We start from the raw sequence: 14,738 nt of genomic DNA, 5'->3' as shown, positions 1-14,738 counted from the left end.
CACCCCGCCCCGCGTCCGGTCAGCCGATCCGCTCGATGACCAGCGGCGTCGTCGCCGGCGCGGTCGGCGCGATCCGTACCGCACGCGCCGCCTCCGCCAGCGCCGCCGGGATCCGCGTCGCGTCCTCGGCGCGCAACTCGTACAGCGGGTCGCCGGCCCGCACCTGGTCACCCGGACGCCGGTGCAGCACCACACCCGCCGGCACACTCACCGGGTCCTCCTTGCGGGCGCGGCCCGCGCCGAGACGCCACGCGGCAACCCCCATGGCGTACGCGTCAACGGCCGCCACGTACCCGTCCTGCTCGGCGCGGACCACCTCGACCTCGGCGGCGGTCGGCATCGGCGCGTCCGGGTCGCCGCCCTGCGCCCGGATCATCGCCCGCCACGAGTCCATCGCCCGGCCGTCGCGCAGCGCCGCCGCGGGATCGACGTCCGGCAGGCCGGCGGCGTCGAGCATCTCCCGGGCCAGGGCGACCGTCAGCTCCACCACGTCGGCCGGGCCACCACCGGCCAGCACCTCGACCGACTCGGTCACCTCGACCGCGTTGCCGATCGCCAGGCCGAGCGGGGTGGACATGTCGGTGAGCAGGGCAACCGTCCGCACCCCGTGCGCGCCGCCCAGCTCGACCATCGTCCGGGCCAGCTCGCGCGCCTGGTCGACGGACTTCATGAACGCGCCCGAGCCGACCTTGACGTCGAGGACCAGCGCACCGGTGCCCTCGGCGATCTTCTTGCTCATGATCGAGCTGGCGATCAGCGGGATCGCCTCCACCGTGCCGGTCACGTCCCGCAGCGCGTACAGCTTCCGGTCCGCCGGGGCCAGGCCGGCACCCGCCGCGCAGATCACCGCGCCGACCTCGTCGAGCTGGGCGATGAACTCGTCGTTGCTCACCGTGGCCCGCCAGCCCGGGATGGACTCCAACTTGTCCAGCGTGCCGCCGGTGTGCCCGAGGCCGCGCCCACTCAACTGCGGTACGGCAGCGCCGCACGCCGCCACCAGCGGGGTGAGCGGCAGAGTGATCTTGTCGCCGACGCCGCCGGTGGAGTGCTTGTCGACGGTCGCCCGGCGTACCGCCGAGAGGTCCAGGCGTTCACCGCTGGCGATCATCGCGGCGGTCCACCGGGCGATCTCCGGCCCGGTCATGCCGTTGAGCAGGATCGCCATGGCCAGCGCGGACATCTGCTCGTCGGCGACCACCCCCCGGGTGTACGCGTCGACCACCCAGTCGATCTGCGCGTCGGACAGCACACCCCCGTCCCGCTTCACCCGAATAACGTCAACAGCAGCAAAACTCATCAGAAGATCTTTCCTCGTCTGTTGCAGATCCCGACCCACGGCCCGTGACCACGTCGGGGCGGGGGCCGACCGTGCCCGGCGGAGGGATCAAGCCTGACCGCCCGGAGCCGGGCACGGTCGGCCACCGCCCCCAAGCTCAACTCCAGCGAACAGGGATCTCCGCCGGCGGCTCGCCCTCGCCGGCCCAGAAGATCGTGCCGGTCTCGTCCACCACCACCACGCGGGGCGTCCGGGCCAGGCCCCAGGTGATCGCCTCGGCCGGGTCGTCCCAGCTCGGCGCCTCCTCCAGCACCCCGGTCTCGGCGCCGGCGTCGTCGCCGGCCGACCGCTCCCAGTACGCCGTCCAGACCTGCTGCCCGGCGGCGAGATCCGGATGCACGAAAACGGTGCCGCGCCCGCGCCAGGCGGCCAGCCGTTCGGGGACGACGGGCAACGGCGTCTCGCCGGTCACCGCCTCCAGGTCCTCCACGCCGAAGGCGTGCGGCAGCAACTCGGCCATCCGCAGCGGGCCGGCCTTCGACTCGATCAGGCACTCCGGCCCGCCGTGCTCCCAGAGCAGCTGCCGGCACCGGCCGCACGGCATCAACGGCTCACCGGTCGCGTCGACGCAGGAGAGCGCGACGAGCCGACCGCCACCGGTGGCGTGCAGGCTGGACACGACCCCACACTCGGCGCAGAGCGTCACCCCGTACGCGGCGTTCTCCACGTTGCAACCGACCACCACGCGGCCGTCGTCGACCAGCGCGGCGGCACCGACCGGGAACGTCGAGTACGGCGCGTACGCGTGCCGCATCGCCTCGGTGGCGGCGGCGCGAAGTCGTTCCCAGTCGATCTCGGTCATCCCATCATTCTGCCGAAGCAGCGCAGGTCAGACGCGGCCAGGGTGCCGGTCGGCAGGGCTGCGTGGCGCACGCAGACCACCTCGAATGCCCTGCTTACCGCATCAAGTGGTTGTCAAGAGTGCGAAGTTACCGTCCAGCAGCGAAACGTACGAACGATCACGAAGGGATCTGTGTGCGAATCGCAAAACGAGTCGGGGCCACGCTGACGGCTTTCGGGGTGGCCCTCGGTGGCCTCACGCTGACCACGACCACGAGCGCCCAGGCCGCTAGCGCGAATGACTGCAGGTCCGGCGAGGTCTGCCTGTTCGAGACTGCGAACTTCGGCGGTGGGATCTTTCGGGTGAGCGGCTGCGACAAGGATCTTGGCGACAACCGCTTCAGCAACGGCAACCCGGTCGTCGACCACACATCGTCCATCATCAACAACAGCGGTAACCCCGTGTTCGTGTACGAGTACCCCGACCCCTTCCGCAAGTCGGGCTACGAGTTCGGCGTGCGGGCCGGGGCGAGGTTCTCGAGCCTGACCAATGTCCAGGTGCTCGACTACCGAACCAGCAAAATCGTGAACGTCAACTTCGACAACAACGCGTCTGCGGTCTGCTAGCCAGCGCACGACGAAACGGCGGTCGACCGGGTTCCGGTCGACCGCCGTTTCGCGTGTGGGGCCGTTGTCGGGGCGTCAGCCCTTGATGTACGGCTTGCCGTCGGCGGCGGGCGCCCGGACCCGGCCGACGAGCCCGGCGACCGCCAGGATCGTGGCCAGGTAGGGCAGCATGGCCAGGAACTGGCTGGGGATCGAGCTGTTGATCGCGCTCAGGTAGGTCGCGAGCTGGTCGGCGAACCCGAAGAAGAGCGCGGCGAGCAGCGCCCCGGTCGGGTTCCACCGGCCGAAGATCAGCGCGGCCAGCGCGATGAAGCCCTTGCCGCCGATCATGTTCTTGGTGAACGAGTAGAGCGCCAGCGTGTACGAAGCGCCACCGATGCCGGCGACCACGCCGGCCAGCAGCACGTTGCGGTAGCGCACCCGCAGCACCTTGACGCCGAGCGTGTCGGCGGCGGTCGGGTGCTCGCCGACCGAGCGGGTACGCAGACCCCAGCGGGTGCGGAACAGCCCGATGTGGATCACCAGGACCAGCAGCAGGCCGACGTAGAGGAAGATGTTGCCGCGGAACAGCGCCGGACCGAGCACCGGGATGTCCTTGAGCAGCGGGATCTCCCAGTTGCTGAAGCGGGGCGCGCTGTTGTACTGCTCCGCGTCGGTCTGCATCAGCCGCTCGTAGAGGAAGCCGGTGACGCCGACCGCCAGCAGATTCAGCACGATGCCGATGACGACCTGGTCGACCAGGTAGCGGATGGCGAAGACGGCGAGCAGCAGCGAGATGAACGCCCCACCGACGGCGGCGGCGACCAGGCCCACCCAGACGCTGCCGGAGATGCTGCCGAACAGGGCGCCACTGAACGCGCCCATCAGCAGCTGACCCTCGATGGCCACGTTGACCACACCGGACCGCTCGCAGAGCACCCCGGCGAGCGCGCCGAAGATCAGCGGCAGGGCCAGGATGAACGTGCCCCGGATGATGTTGACCAGCGGCATGAAGTTCTGCCCGGTCGGCGCGGCGGAGACCTGCCAGCAGAGGAACGAGAGCACGAAGCCGACCAGCCCGACGCCGAGCACGGGCAGGAACCAGCGCTTCGGCACCCCGGCGAGCAGCGCCGCGCCCGCGGCGATCGCGATGATCCCGAACAGGATCGCGCCGATCGTGCCGTTGATCTCCAGTGCGGCACCGGCAGCGTCGTCGCTGAGGGTGAACCGGGCCTGCTGGTCGGTGGCGAGCGCCCCGAAGAGCACCGCCGCCAACAGGCCGAGCGCCAGCAGCGTGAGGCCGACCTTGCGGCTACGGGTCCAGAAGCCCTCGTCGACCGGGGCGACCGCGACGTCGGGGACAGCCATGGTGGACATGAGTTACCAGCCCTTCGCCAGGCTCGTCTGCAACCGGGCGGCACGTGCGGCCCGGAGCTGGAAAATCGCCTTCACCAGGGCCGGCGCGGCGATGAAGATGACGATCAGCGCCTGGAGCACGGTCACCAGCTCCAGCGAGATCCCCGAGTACGACTGCATCCGGTTGCCGCCGGCCTGGAGCGCACCGAACAGCAGCGCGGCGAGCAGCACCCCCCAGGGCTTCACCCGGCCGAGCAGCGCCACGAGGATGCCGTCGAAGCCGATCTGCGCGACCACCAGCGGGGTCAGCGCGCTGGCCGTGGAGCCGAGCACCATGTTCGAGCCGCCGAGGCCGGCCAGGATCCCGGAGAACACCATGATCAGGATGTACGTCCGGGTGACGCTGATGCCGGCGGTCCGGGCGGCGTCCGGGTTGGCGCCGACCGCCCGCAGCTCGAAGCCGAGCGTGGAGCGGTTGAGCAGCCAGGCGACCGCCCAGGTGGCCAGCACGGCGAGCAGGATGCCGGCGTGCACCCGCAGGTTGTCGCCGAGGAGCCGGGGCAGCTGGGCGGAGGTGTCGACCGCCTTGCTGATCGCGTCGGTGCGCTTCGGGTCCTGCACGCCGTTCTGCACGATCAGCCAGGTGAGGAAGTACGTGGCGACGTAGTTGAGCATGATCGTGTTGATCACCTCGTGTGCGCCGGCGCGGGCCTTGAGGATGCCCGGGATGAACCCCCAGAGCGCACCACCCAGGGCGCCGGCCAGCACCGCCACCAGCAGGTGCAGGCCGGGCGGCAGCGGCAGCAGGAAGCCGGCCAGCGCCGCCAGGATCACGCCGATGGTGGCCTGGCCCTGCGCGCCGATGTTGAACAGGCCGCCGCGGAAGGCCAGCGCCACCGCCAGGCCGGTGAAGACCAGCGGCGCGGCGTAGGTGAGCGTCTCGGAGATCGGCGCCAGCACGGCCTGCCAGCCGTTGCTGCCGTTCAACCAGCCGGCGAACGCCTCCGGGTCGAACACCGAGCCCTTGAACAGGTTCGCGTACGCCTCGCTCACCAGTGTCCAGCTGGCGCTGAACGCGTCGGAGGGACGCGCGGTGATGTACGAGTAGGTGTGCAGCACGTCCGGATCAGAAATGATCATCAGTACCGCGCCGACCACGACCGCCAGCACCAGCGACAGCAGGGTCACCGTGAAGGTGTTGGCCGCCCAGAGGTTGTCCAGGAACAGCCGGCCCAGGGACGGCTTCGGCTCCGGCTCGGACGGCTTCGGCGCGGTGGTCGTGCTGGCCCGCTCGGTGTTGCCGAGGGCGTTCTGCGCGGCCTGCGCCTCGCTCGCCGGCTCCTTGTCCGGAGAGCCCGACTGCGGGTTGGGGTTGGTCATGCTTCGTCCTCGCTCGCGGAGCCCGCGTCGGTCGCGGGGCCCCCGTCGGTCGCAGCGGCGGCGTCCGGGCTGATGCCGGCCATCAGCAGGCCGATCTCCTCGCGCGGGGTGTCCGGGCCGACGACGCCGATGATCCGGCCGCGATACATCACCGCGATCCGGTCGGCCAGCCCGATCACCTCGTCGAGTTCGCTGGAGACCACCACGACGGCGGTCCCGACGTCCCGCTCATGGACGATCCGGCTGTGGATGAACTCGATCGACCCGACGTCGACGCCGCGGGTCGGCTGGGCGGCGATGAAGAGCTTCAGCGGGCGGGACAACTCCCGCGCCACGATCACCTTCTGCTGGTTGCCGCCGGAGAGGGTGCCCACCGGCGCGTCGGCCGATGAGGTACGGACGTCGAACTGCTCGATCCGCTCCTTGGCCGAGGACGTGATGGCGTCCGGCTTCAGCGCGAGCCCGGCACCGAACGGCGGCCGGTCGTAGATGTCCAGCACCAGGTTCTCCGCGACGCTGAACTCCTTGACCAGGCCGTCCACGCTGCGGTCCTCGGGCACGTAGCCGACGCCCGCGCGGAGCACCTTCTTGGTCTTCCAGCCGTCGATCCGGTCGCCAGCCAGGCTGACCGTGCCGGCGAGCACCGGCCGCAGACCCATGATCGCCTCGATCAGCTCGGTCTGACCGTTGCCCTGTACGCCCGCCACGCCGAGCACCTCACCGGCGCGCACGGTCAGGTCCACCCCGTCGACGGCGCGGATCTGCCGGTCGTCGTCGACGACCAGCCCGGCCACCTCCAGCACCGGGTCGCCCGGCGTGGCCGGGGACTTGTCCACGGTGAGCCGGACGTTGCGCCCGACCATCAGCGCGGCCAGCTCGTCCCGGCTGGCCTCCGGCGAGGCGGTGCCGACGGTCTTCCCGCGTCGGATCACCGTGATCCGGTCGGCGATGGCCTTGACCTCGCCGAGCTTGTGGGTGATGAAGACGATCGACTTGCCGGCGGCCTTGAGCGACCGCATGACGGTCAGCAGTTCCTCGGTCTCCTGCGGGGTGAGCACGGCGGTCGGCTCGTCCAGGATGAGCAGGTCGACGTCGCGGGTGAGCGCCTTGACGATCTCGACGCGCTGTTGGATGCCGACCGGCAGGTCCTCGATCACCGCGTCCGGGTCGACCCGCAGGTTGTAGCGCTCGGACACCTCGGCGACCTCGCGCCGGGCCCGCCGCCGGTCCAGGAATCCGGCGATGCCGCCCCTGGTCTGCTCGGCGCCGAGCATGATGTTCTCGGCCACGGTGAAGACCGGCACCAGCATGAAGTGCTGGTGCACCATGCCGATCCCGGCACCGATCGCGTCGGACGGGCCCTTCAGCTTCAGCGGCTTGCCGTCGACCAGGATCTCGCCCTCGTCGGGCTGGTAGAGCCCGTAGAGCACGTTCATCAGGGTCGACTTGCCCGCGCCGTTCTCGCCGAGCAGGGCGTGGATCTCTCCAGGCTCGACCGTCAGATCGATGTGGTCGTTGGCGACCAGATCACCGAATCGTTTGGTGATGCCGCGCAGTTCGAGTCTCAGCGCAACCTCCTGGAGTGCGAGCGATGGTGCAGCGTAGCTGCCGGCGACCGGGCCGGACCGGCCGGTCGCCGTGGCGCGCGATCGGCCGCTCCGGCCCCACGGGGGTCACCCGCGGCGCCGGAGCGGCCGGATCGGTCGTACCTGTTCCCCGCCGGCCCTCCGATGATCTCACCGGAAGAGCTGGCCGGTCGTCACTTGGTCGGCTGGGCCTTCGAGGTGACGGTGATGGTGCCCGCGGCGATGTCCGCCTTGATCTTGTCGACCTCTGCCTTCAGCTCGGCCGGGACCTTGCTGTCGAAGTCGTGGAACGGGGCGATCGAGACACCGGTGTTGGCCAGGGTGCCGACGAAGCCCGGCTTGGCCTCCAGCTTCTCGCCACCGGCGGCCTTCAGCACGGCCTCCTTGACGGCCTCCGGGATGTTCTTGACGACCGTCGTGATGATCGCCGAGCAGTCCGGGGTGCTCTCGCAGCCGTCGACATCCACCCAGATGGTGCTGTACTTGCCACCCGACGCCTTGGCGGCGGCGGTGGTGCCGAGGCCGGAGCCGCCGGCGACCGGCATGATGATGTCCGCGCCCTGGGCGACCAGCGCGTCGGAGACCTTCTTGCCCTCGTCCTGCTTGGCGAAGTCGTTGGTGAAGGAGCCCTTCTGGGTCTCCTTGTTCCAACCCAGCGCCTGGACGTTCTTGCCCTTGGTGGTGTTGTAGTACGCCACGCCGTCGACGAAGCCGTCCATGAAGATGGTCACCGGCGGGATCGGCAGACCACCGTAGGTGCCCACCTTGCCGCTCTTGCTCATCCCGGCGGCCAGGTAGCCGGCCTGGAACGCGGCCTGGGCGGTGTCGAACTGCATCGGGTAGACGTTGGCGTCACCCGGGTTGGCGTCGACGATGCCGAACTGCTGGTTCGGGTTCGCCTTGGCGATCTTCGAGGTGGCGTTGGCCATCAGGCCACCGACCGCCAGGATGAAGTCGCACTTCTGGTTGACGAACTGGGTCAGGTTCGGCTCGTAGTCGGGCTCGGACTTCGACGCGACGTACTTGATGTCGATGTTGCTGTTGGCGGCCTTGGCCTCCTGCAGGCCCTTCCAGGCCGAGGTGTTGAACGACTTGTCGTCGATGCCGCCGACGTCGGTCACCATGCAGGCGCTGTACTTCTTGGCGCCACTGCCGGCGTTGTTGTCATCATCGGGGGCCTCGCCACACGCGGCGGCGGTGAGCAGAAGCCCACCCACCGCGAAGATCGAGGCGATCCGCATCCCACGCACCGAGCGCAAGACGTCTCCTTCCCATTGCACACCGCGCCTAGTGCGGTGGCAGCCCATCAGCCGACCTGCGGGTGTGCCGCCGGCTGTCCCACGTTACGGACGGGAGCGTACGCCCGCGCCCACCCACCGGCCGACAATCGTGCACGACTGTTGAACGCCTGTTACCCGGGTGTAACCCTTGCGTGGGGCAAGTCACTCTTCGTGCTGGTAACCGCGCATGGAGGCGTCCCGAACGTCCGGTTCGCGGGGGCCATCCCCTCCACGGACGTTACCGCCAAAAGACCGCCACCGCCGCGTTGACCAGGGTCAGACCGACGATCGCGAGGAAGTGCCCGCGGTTGACCACGTCCCGCTTCCGGGAGAAGAAGACCATGACGAAGATCAGCAGCGCGATCACCAACTTCGTCACAAGCTTCGCCGGTGCCGGCTCGTCGTCACCGCCGCCGCGCAGCGGCGCGGCGAGCCCGAGGCCGGTCAGCAACTGGATCACGGCCCCCCAGAGCATGGCGGGGTTGATCCGCAGCCTGCCGCTGGCGTACTGGGCGATCGAGCCGCCGAGCAGCAGGGCGAAGCCGATCAGATGGACATAGAGGAGGATCAGTCGCAGTGCTTCCACGCCGCTCATCCTCCCCTATCAACGACGGTTTGTAGTAGGGGGTCCGGTGGTCGGCGCGTCACCACCGCTCAGCCCCACCGCCAGACCTGGAAGGTGGGGCCGTCACCGGGCAGGGTCACCGCCCCGTCCGGGCCGGGCCGCAGCGCGGGCGCTCCGCCGTACACGTTCTCGGCGGCCGGCAACCCGGCCAACCGGACCGGCACACCGGCTGCCCGCCGGGCCAGCACCAGCACGGCGCCGGTCGGCGCCTCGCGAAGGAAGACCAGCGTGTCCGGGTCGTCGTGCAGCCGGCGCAGACCGCCGTGGCGCAGCGCCGGCTCACCGCGGCGCAGCGCGATCAGCGCCCGGTACGCCGCGAACGTGCCGGTGTCCCAGGCGTCCGGCCGGTGCCACGGCATCGGGGTACGCGAGGATTCGCCGTTGGTGCCGGTCAGGCCCAGCTCGTCCCCGGCGAAGATCATCGGGGTGCCCGGCATCGTGGCGAGCAGACCGGCGGCCACCTCCTGCCGGGCCGCGTCACCGACCACCGTCCGGATCCGCGCCGAGTCGTGCGAGCCGAGCAGCTGCCAGGAGTGCACGTACGAGCGCCAGGAGATCAGTGAACGGTAGGTGCCCATGGTCGCCAGCACCGTGCCCGCGTCGCGGCGGGGCACCCCGCCCGGCGTACCCAGGAAGTTCGGCACCGGCTGGTCGCCGTGCCGCAGCCAGGACCAGACGGGGTCGGTGAAGCCGACGTAGTTCATGGTGCCGTGCCAGCCGTCACGGTCCAGGTCGCCGGTGTGGTCGTGGCCGTGCTCGGCCATCAGCAGGCCGTCCGAGCGCTCGTCGACGACCACCGAACGCAGCAGCGCCGCCACCTCGTGGGTGTACGCGTCGGCGCCCCGCCGGCCGGTCATGTTCGCCACGTCGACCCGCCACCCGTCCAGCCCGTACGGCGGGCGCAGCCAGCGGCGCAGTGCCGCGTCCGGCACGGTGGCGAAGCGGCGACGCAGCTCGGCGCTGCCCCAGTTCAGCTTCGGCAGGGACTTGACGCCGTTCCAGGACTCGTAGTCGCCGGCCTCGTCGAAGTAGTACAGCTCCCGCTCGGCGGCGTGCACGTCCGAGGACGCGGCGCTGAACCAGTCGTGACCGTCCCCGGTGTGGTTGCTGGTGATGTCGCCGAGCAGCCGCCAGCCCCGGGCGCGTACCGCGTCGGCGAGCCGGGCCAGCGCGGCGTCCCCGCCGAGCAGCGGATCGACCCGGTCGAAGCTGGCGGCGTCGTAGCGGTGGTTGGACCGGGCTGGGAAGATCGGGGTCAGGTAGACCGTGTTCACGCCGAGCCGGTCCAGATGGTCCAATCGCTCGGTGATCCCGTCCAGGTCACCGCCGTAGAACTGGTGCGGGGTCTCCGGGCCCCGCCCGATCACCGGGGTGTCCCAGTCGCACGGGATCGCCCAGTCCGGCAGCGGTCGGGCGTCGGCGCCCGCAGATCGGGCGAACCGGTCCGGGAAGATCTGGTAGATGACGGCGTCCCGTGCCCAGGCTGGCGGCGCGGCGTACGTGACCAGCTTGAAGTCACCATGGTCGGGCACGTCGTGGTCGACCACGCCGGCCGCGGTCAACCAGGTGGGGCCACGCCGACCGGAGAGCAGGAAACGGTAGTTGCTCACCGGGTTACGGGCCTCGACCTCGGCCCGCCACCAGACGGTGTCGCCCTCGACGCGGTCCACGGTGGCCTCCCGGAAGCGGGGCTCACCGTCACCGGTGGTGCGGACGTGCACCTGCCCGACGTCCGCGCCGACCGGCACCCGGACGAAGACGTCGACCGTCTCCCCCAGCACCGGCTCCTGCTGCGGGACGTAGCGGGCGGATCCGTCGTGGTGCGGCTGCCGCATGCTCATCCCTTGACCGCTCCGGCGGTCAGGCCGGACACGATGTAGCGCTGCAGGAGTTGGAAGACCAGCACGGTCGGGATCGCGGTGAGCAGGGTGCCGGCCGCGAAGATGCCGAAGTTGTTGTTGCGCTCGTTGCCCTGCAACATGCCGTACATGCCGACCGCGAGGGTCTTGGAGTCGGTGCTGGTGAGGAACACGTTGGCCATCAGGAACTCGTTGATGGTGCCGATGAACGCCAGCAGACCGGTCACCGCCAGGATCGGCGCCACCAACGGCAGCATGATCCGGAAGAAGACCTGGGCGTGCGAGGCCCCGTCCATGGTCGCCGACTCGTCCAGCTCCCGGGGCAGGGTGTCGAAGAAGCCCTTCATCAGCCAGGTGTTCACGCCGAGCGCGCCACCCATGTAGAGCAGCAGCAGGCCCCACGGGGTGTTGAAGCCGATCGACGGCCACAGGTCGGTGATCGTGCCGAAGATCAGGTAGATCGCCACGATCGCCAGGAACTGCGGGAACATCTGGATCAGCAGCAGCGAGAGCAGACCCACCCGCCGGCCGCGGAACCGCATCCGCGAGAAGGCGTAGGCGGCCAGCGCGGACAGGAACACCGACGCGAACGAGGCCACCCCGGCGATCAGCAGCGAGTTGAGGAACCACCGCTCGAAGGCGGTCCGCTCGAACAGCCCGCTGAAGTTGCCGAGCGACACCCCGCCGGTCGGCACCAGCTCGGTGGTGGAGAGCGTGCCGAGCGGGTTGAGTGCGGCGGACAGCACGAACACGATCGGGAAAAGGCTGAACAGCACGCCGAGCACGGCGACCAGGTGCCGCCAGCCGACCTGCGCGAACCAGCGGTTGCGCCGCCGGCCGGTGACGTTACGGTTGACTGCGGGCCTGTCGCCGGTACCCGCGGCCCCGCTCAGGGTGGTCACGAATACACCTCCTCCTGCTTGCGGGTCCGCCGGAAGCCGACCGTCGAGACCACGGCGACGATGGCGAAGATGAACAGCGAGATCGCGGCCGCGAAACCGAACTCCGCGCCCTGCCCGCCGAAGGCGAGCCGGTAGGTGTACGTGATCAGCAGGTCGGTGGCGCCGTTGGTCGGGTTGTCGGCCGGGAAGGGCGCACCCTCGGTGGTCAGGTAGATCGCGTTGAAGTTGTTGAAGTTGTACGCGAACGACGAGATCAGCAGCGGCGACAGCGCGACCAGCAGCAGTGGCAGGGTGACCGCGCGGAAGGACTGCCAGGGCGATGCCCCGTCGACCGAGGTGGCCTCGGTCAGCTCGCGCGGGATGGCCTGCAGCGCGCCGGTGGCCACCAGGAACATGTACGGGTAGCCGAGCCAGAGCTGCACCAGGATCACCGCGAAACGGGCCGTCCACGGCTGACCGAACCAGTCCACGTCCAGCCCGAACAGGTTGTTGATCAGCCCGAAGTCGGCGTTGAACATGTCCCGCCAGGCCAGCAGCATCGCGAACGACGGCATGGCGTACGGCAGGACCAGCAGCACCCGGTAGAGGTTCGTGCCGCGCATCCGGGGCGAGTGCAGCACGAGCGCGATGAGCATGCCGAGCAGGAACGTGCCGCCGGTGGAGCCGATGGCGAAGGCGAAGTTCCAGATCAGGGTGCCGAGGAACGGGCCGGAGATGTTCTCGTCGGTGAGCACCCGGGTGAAGTTGCGCAGCCCGACATTGATCTTCCAGCCCTGGGCCAGACGCTCGCCGTCGGCGGCGACGAAGGCGCCCACCTCCTCGTCGGCGGTCCAGGTCTGCCCGGTCGCGGTGTCCCGGACGCAGTCGCAGCCGGCCTCGTACGCCCGCACCGCCTTGCCCTCGTACGCGCGGGACAGGCCGCTGGATCGCAGTGCGCCGCCGGCGGTCGGGACCACCAGGTCGGTGATCTCCTTGCTGCGGGCGCTGGCCTGGCCGAAGTTCAGCACGGTGTAGCCGTCGGCGGCGGTGACCTTGCCGCCGGTGGCGACGGCGACGTCGTCGGCGTCGAGCTGGCGCAGCCCACCCGTGTCGCCGGCGGAGACCGTTCCGGTGGCGGGGTCGGTGACCAGGAAGACGAGCGGGCCGGTGGCCGGGTCGCCCTTGGTGGCGACCGACAGGGCGTACTCCGTGGAGCCGGGCAGCTGGGTGACCGAGGAGGTCTGGATCGCGACGATCGCCTCGTCCTTGCTGCCCCGGTGCCCGTCACCGAAGTTGGTGAAGGCGGTGCTGGCCGTGTAGAGCACCGGGAAGACCTGGAAGGCGATCAGGAACAGGGTGCCCGGGACCAGGTACTTGGCCGGGATGTGCCGGCGGGTGAGGTACAGGTAGAACAGGCCGGCGGTGGTCGCCGCCAACAGGGCCAGGCCGGCCCACTTCTCGCCGTCGATGAGCGGGAAGGCCGCCCAGACCGCGATTCCGGCGGTCAGGCCGAGCAGGAGCACCTTGCCGACGAGGCCGGACAGGGTGATCGGCGCGTGGTGCGCGGCGCGGGAGCGCGGGGGCCGGGAGTCGACAGGCCCCCGGCCCGGGGTCTGCGTGGCAGACCCCGGGCCGGACAGCGGCGTACTCATTACTTGATCTGGCCGGAGATGGTCTTGCCGGCGGCGGTGATGGTGCTGGTCGGGTCGGCCCCACCGATGACGGCGGCCTCTGCCTTGCCGAACGGGTCCCAGATGGCGGCCATCGCCGGGATCGCCGGGAGCACCTGGCCGTTCCTGCCGGCCTCCTGGAACTTGGCCAGGTCCGGGTCGCTGCCCTTGACCTGGTCGAGGGCGGCGGTCAGCGCCGGCGGCCGGGGCTCGGCGTTGTACAGCGCGACGGCCAGTTCGGGAGTGGTCGTGTAGTTGGCGACGAACTCCTGCGCCAGCGCCTTGTTCTTGCCCTTGGCGGCGACGTAGAACGCCTGGACACCCACGAACGGCTGGGCCTCCTTGCCGCCGGCGAAGCCGGGGATGGCGGAGATGTCGTACTTGATGTTGGCCTTCTTGACGTCGGCGACCGCCCACGGGCCGGAGACCAGGTACGCGCACTTCTTGCCGGTGAAGGTGGCGATCGAGTTGGTGTCCGCGATGGAGCGCTTGAGCACACCCTCGCCCTTCTCGCCGAGCGCGCCGATCTTCTTGAACGCCTCGATCGACGCGGGCTTGCCCACACCGAGGTCCTTCGGGTCGTAGTCACCGTTCGCGGCGGCGCCGAAGAGGTAGCCGCCGGCCGAGGTGTAGAGGGGGTAGATGTGGTACGCGTCGCCGTTCTGGCCGACCTGGAGGCAGAGCGTCTCGGTGGCCTTCTTCTCCGCCTTGAGCTTCTTGCCGCTGGCGACCAGGTCCTCGATGGTCTTCGGCGCCTCGGGGGCCAGCTCGGTGTTGCGGATCAGCGCCAGGTTCTCCTGCGCGTACGGGACGCCGAAGAGCTGGCCGTTGAAGGTGACCGCCTTGATGGCGGTCTCGTTGAACGCGCTCTTCTGCGCGGCGGCGAGCTGCACCGGCTCGATGGCGCCGTTCTGCACCAGGTTGCCGATCCAGTCGTGCGCGCCGACCACCACGTCCGGGCCGCTGCCCTGCTGCGAGGCGGTGACGAAGTTGGTCTGCAGGTCCTTGCTGACGGCCTGGACCTCCACGGTGACGCCGTTCTCGGTGCCGAACTTCTCCGCGAACGGCTTCAGGGCGGCGGTCCGCTTGTCGTCCGCCCAGATCACCAATTTGCCGCCGGCGGCCTTGGGGGACTCCTTCGCAGCCGGCTTGTCGCTGTCGCCGCCACAGCCGGAGGCGGCGAGCGCCAGGGCGAAGAGGGCGACCACACCCGCGGTACGGATGCGCATCGGTACTCCTGTCGTCATGGCGGGTCCGCCGGGGGAAGGGCGGCCCGCCAGTGGGAACCTCTGGAAGTTCTTGCCATCCGGCGCATAGAACTGCGCCGCTGCTCTCGTATGTTGCGGGGACGTTAGCAAGACGTTGCAGATGATGGAAGG

General features: G+C 70.0%; 12 protein-coding genes. 1 reads left to right on the top strand and 11 read right to left on the bottom strand.

The annotated features are described in order from the left end of the window. Window positions 1-19: 19 nt before the first annotated feature. Both AB0H52_RS05285 and AB0H52_RS05280 read right to left on the bottom strand, forming a co-directional pair. Window positions 20-1,300: a thymidine phosphorylase gene (locus AB0H52_RS05285; protein WP_151489388.1), complete on the bottom strand. Its 1,281-nt coding sequence runs from the start codon at window positions 1,298-1,300 to the stop codon at window positions 20-22. A 133-nt stretch (window positions 1,301-1,433) separates the two neighbouring features. Continuing rightward, complete coding sequence (locus tag AB0H52_RS05280; RefSeq protein ID WP_151489378.1) at window positions 1,434-2,138, bottom strand: cytidine deaminase; 705 nt, start codon at window positions 2,136-2,138, stop codon at window positions 1,434-1,436. Between the two features lie 173 nt (window positions 2,139-2,311). Between AB0H52_RS05280 and AB0H52_RS05275 the strand changes: the two genes are divergently transcribed. Continuing rightward, the gene (locus AB0H52_RS05275; protein ID WP_192580218.1) at window positions 2,312-2,743 is read left to right on the top strand and encodes a peptidase inhibitor family I36 protein; all 432 of its coding nucleotides are present in this window, start codon (window positions 2,312-2,314) and stop codon (window positions 2,741-2,743) included. 75 nt (window positions 2,744-2,818) lie between these two features. Here AB0H52_RS05275 and AB0H52_RS05270 read toward each other — a convergent pair whose 3' ends face one another. The 9 genes from AB0H52_RS05270 to AB0H52_RS05230 all read right to left on the bottom strand — a co-directional run bounded on the left by AB0H52_RS05270 (window position 2,819) and on the right by AB0H52_RS05230 (window position 14,588). Beyond that, window positions 2,819-4,099 (bottom strand): ABC transporter permease, encoded by a 1,281-nt coding sequence (locus AB0H52_RS05270; protein WP_151489376.1) that lies wholly within the window; start codon window positions 4,097-4,099, stop codon window positions 2,819-2,821. 3 nt (window positions 4,100-4,102) lie between these two features. Then, window positions 4,103-5,458, bottom strand: a complete 1,356-nt coding sequence (locus tag AB0H52_RS05265) for an ABC transporter permease (protein WP_151489375.1) — start codon at window positions 5,456-5,458, stop codon at window positions 4,103-4,105. Continuing rightward, window positions 5,455-6,966: an ABC transporter ATP-binding protein gene (locus AB0H52_RS05260; RefSeq protein ID WP_357945539.1), complete on the bottom strand. Its 1,512-nt coding sequence runs from the start codon at window positions 6,964-6,966 to the stop codon at window positions 5,455-5,457. Before AB0H52_RS05260 ends, AB0H52_RS05265 begins: the two co-directional genes overlap by 4 nt. Window positions 6,967-7,217: 251 nt before the next feature. Beyond that, window positions 7,218-8,285 carry a BMP family ABC transporter substrate-binding protein gene (locus AB0H52_RS05255; protein WP_151489387.1) on the bottom strand — a complete coding sequence of 356 codons (1,068 nt, stop codon included), beginning with the start codon at window positions 8,283-8,285 and terminating at the stop codon, window positions 7,218-7,220. Between the two features lie 277 nt (window positions 8,286-8,562). Continuing rightward, window positions 8,563-8,910 carry a hypothetical protein gene (locus tag AB0H52_RS05250; RefSeq protein WP_151489373.1) on the bottom strand — a complete coding sequence of 116 codons (348 nt, stop codon included), beginning with the start codon at window positions 8,908-8,910 and terminating at the stop codon, window positions 8,563-8,565. Window positions 8,911-8,978: 68 nt separating this feature from the next. After that, complete coding sequence (locus AB0H52_RS05245) at window positions 8,979-10,790, bottom strand: glycoside hydrolase family 13 protein (RefSeq protein WP_151489372.1); 1,812 nt, start codon at window positions 10,788-10,790, stop codon at window positions 8,979-8,981. Then, entirely contained in the window at window positions 10,787-11,701 is a 915-nt protein-coding gene (locus tag AB0H52_RS05240; RefSeq protein ID WP_151489386.1) for a sugar ABC transporter permease, read from the bottom strand. Before AB0H52_RS05240 ends, AB0H52_RS05245 begins: the two co-directional genes overlap by 4 nt. A 5-nt stretch (window positions 11,702-11,706) precedes the next feature. Next, on the bottom strand, window positions 11,707-13,341 hold the full coding sequence (locus AB0H52_RS05235; RefSeq protein ID WP_357945383.1) for an ABC transporter permease subunit: 1,635 nt from the start codon (window positions 13,339-13,341) through the stop codon (window positions 11,707-11,709). Beyond that, window positions 13,341-14,588, bottom strand: a complete 1,248-nt coding sequence (locus AB0H52_RS05230) for a maltose ABC transporter substrate-binding protein (RefSeq protein ID WP_151489370.1) — start codon at window positions 14,586-14,588, stop codon at window positions 13,341-13,343. The genes AB0H52_RS05235 and AB0H52_RS05230 overlap by 1 nt, the downstream gene beginning before the upstream one ends. Window positions 14,589-14,738: the final 150 nt, after the last annotated feature.

This window comes from Micromonospora sp. NPDC050695, from assembly GCF_040654415.1.
In the GTDB taxonomy this organism is placed as follows: domain Bacteria; phylum Actinomycetota; class Actinomycetes; order Mycobacteriales; family Micromonosporaceae; genus Micromonospora.
Note: the sequence above shows the minus strand (reverse complement) of the source record. Positions and strands in the feature narration are given on the sequence as shown.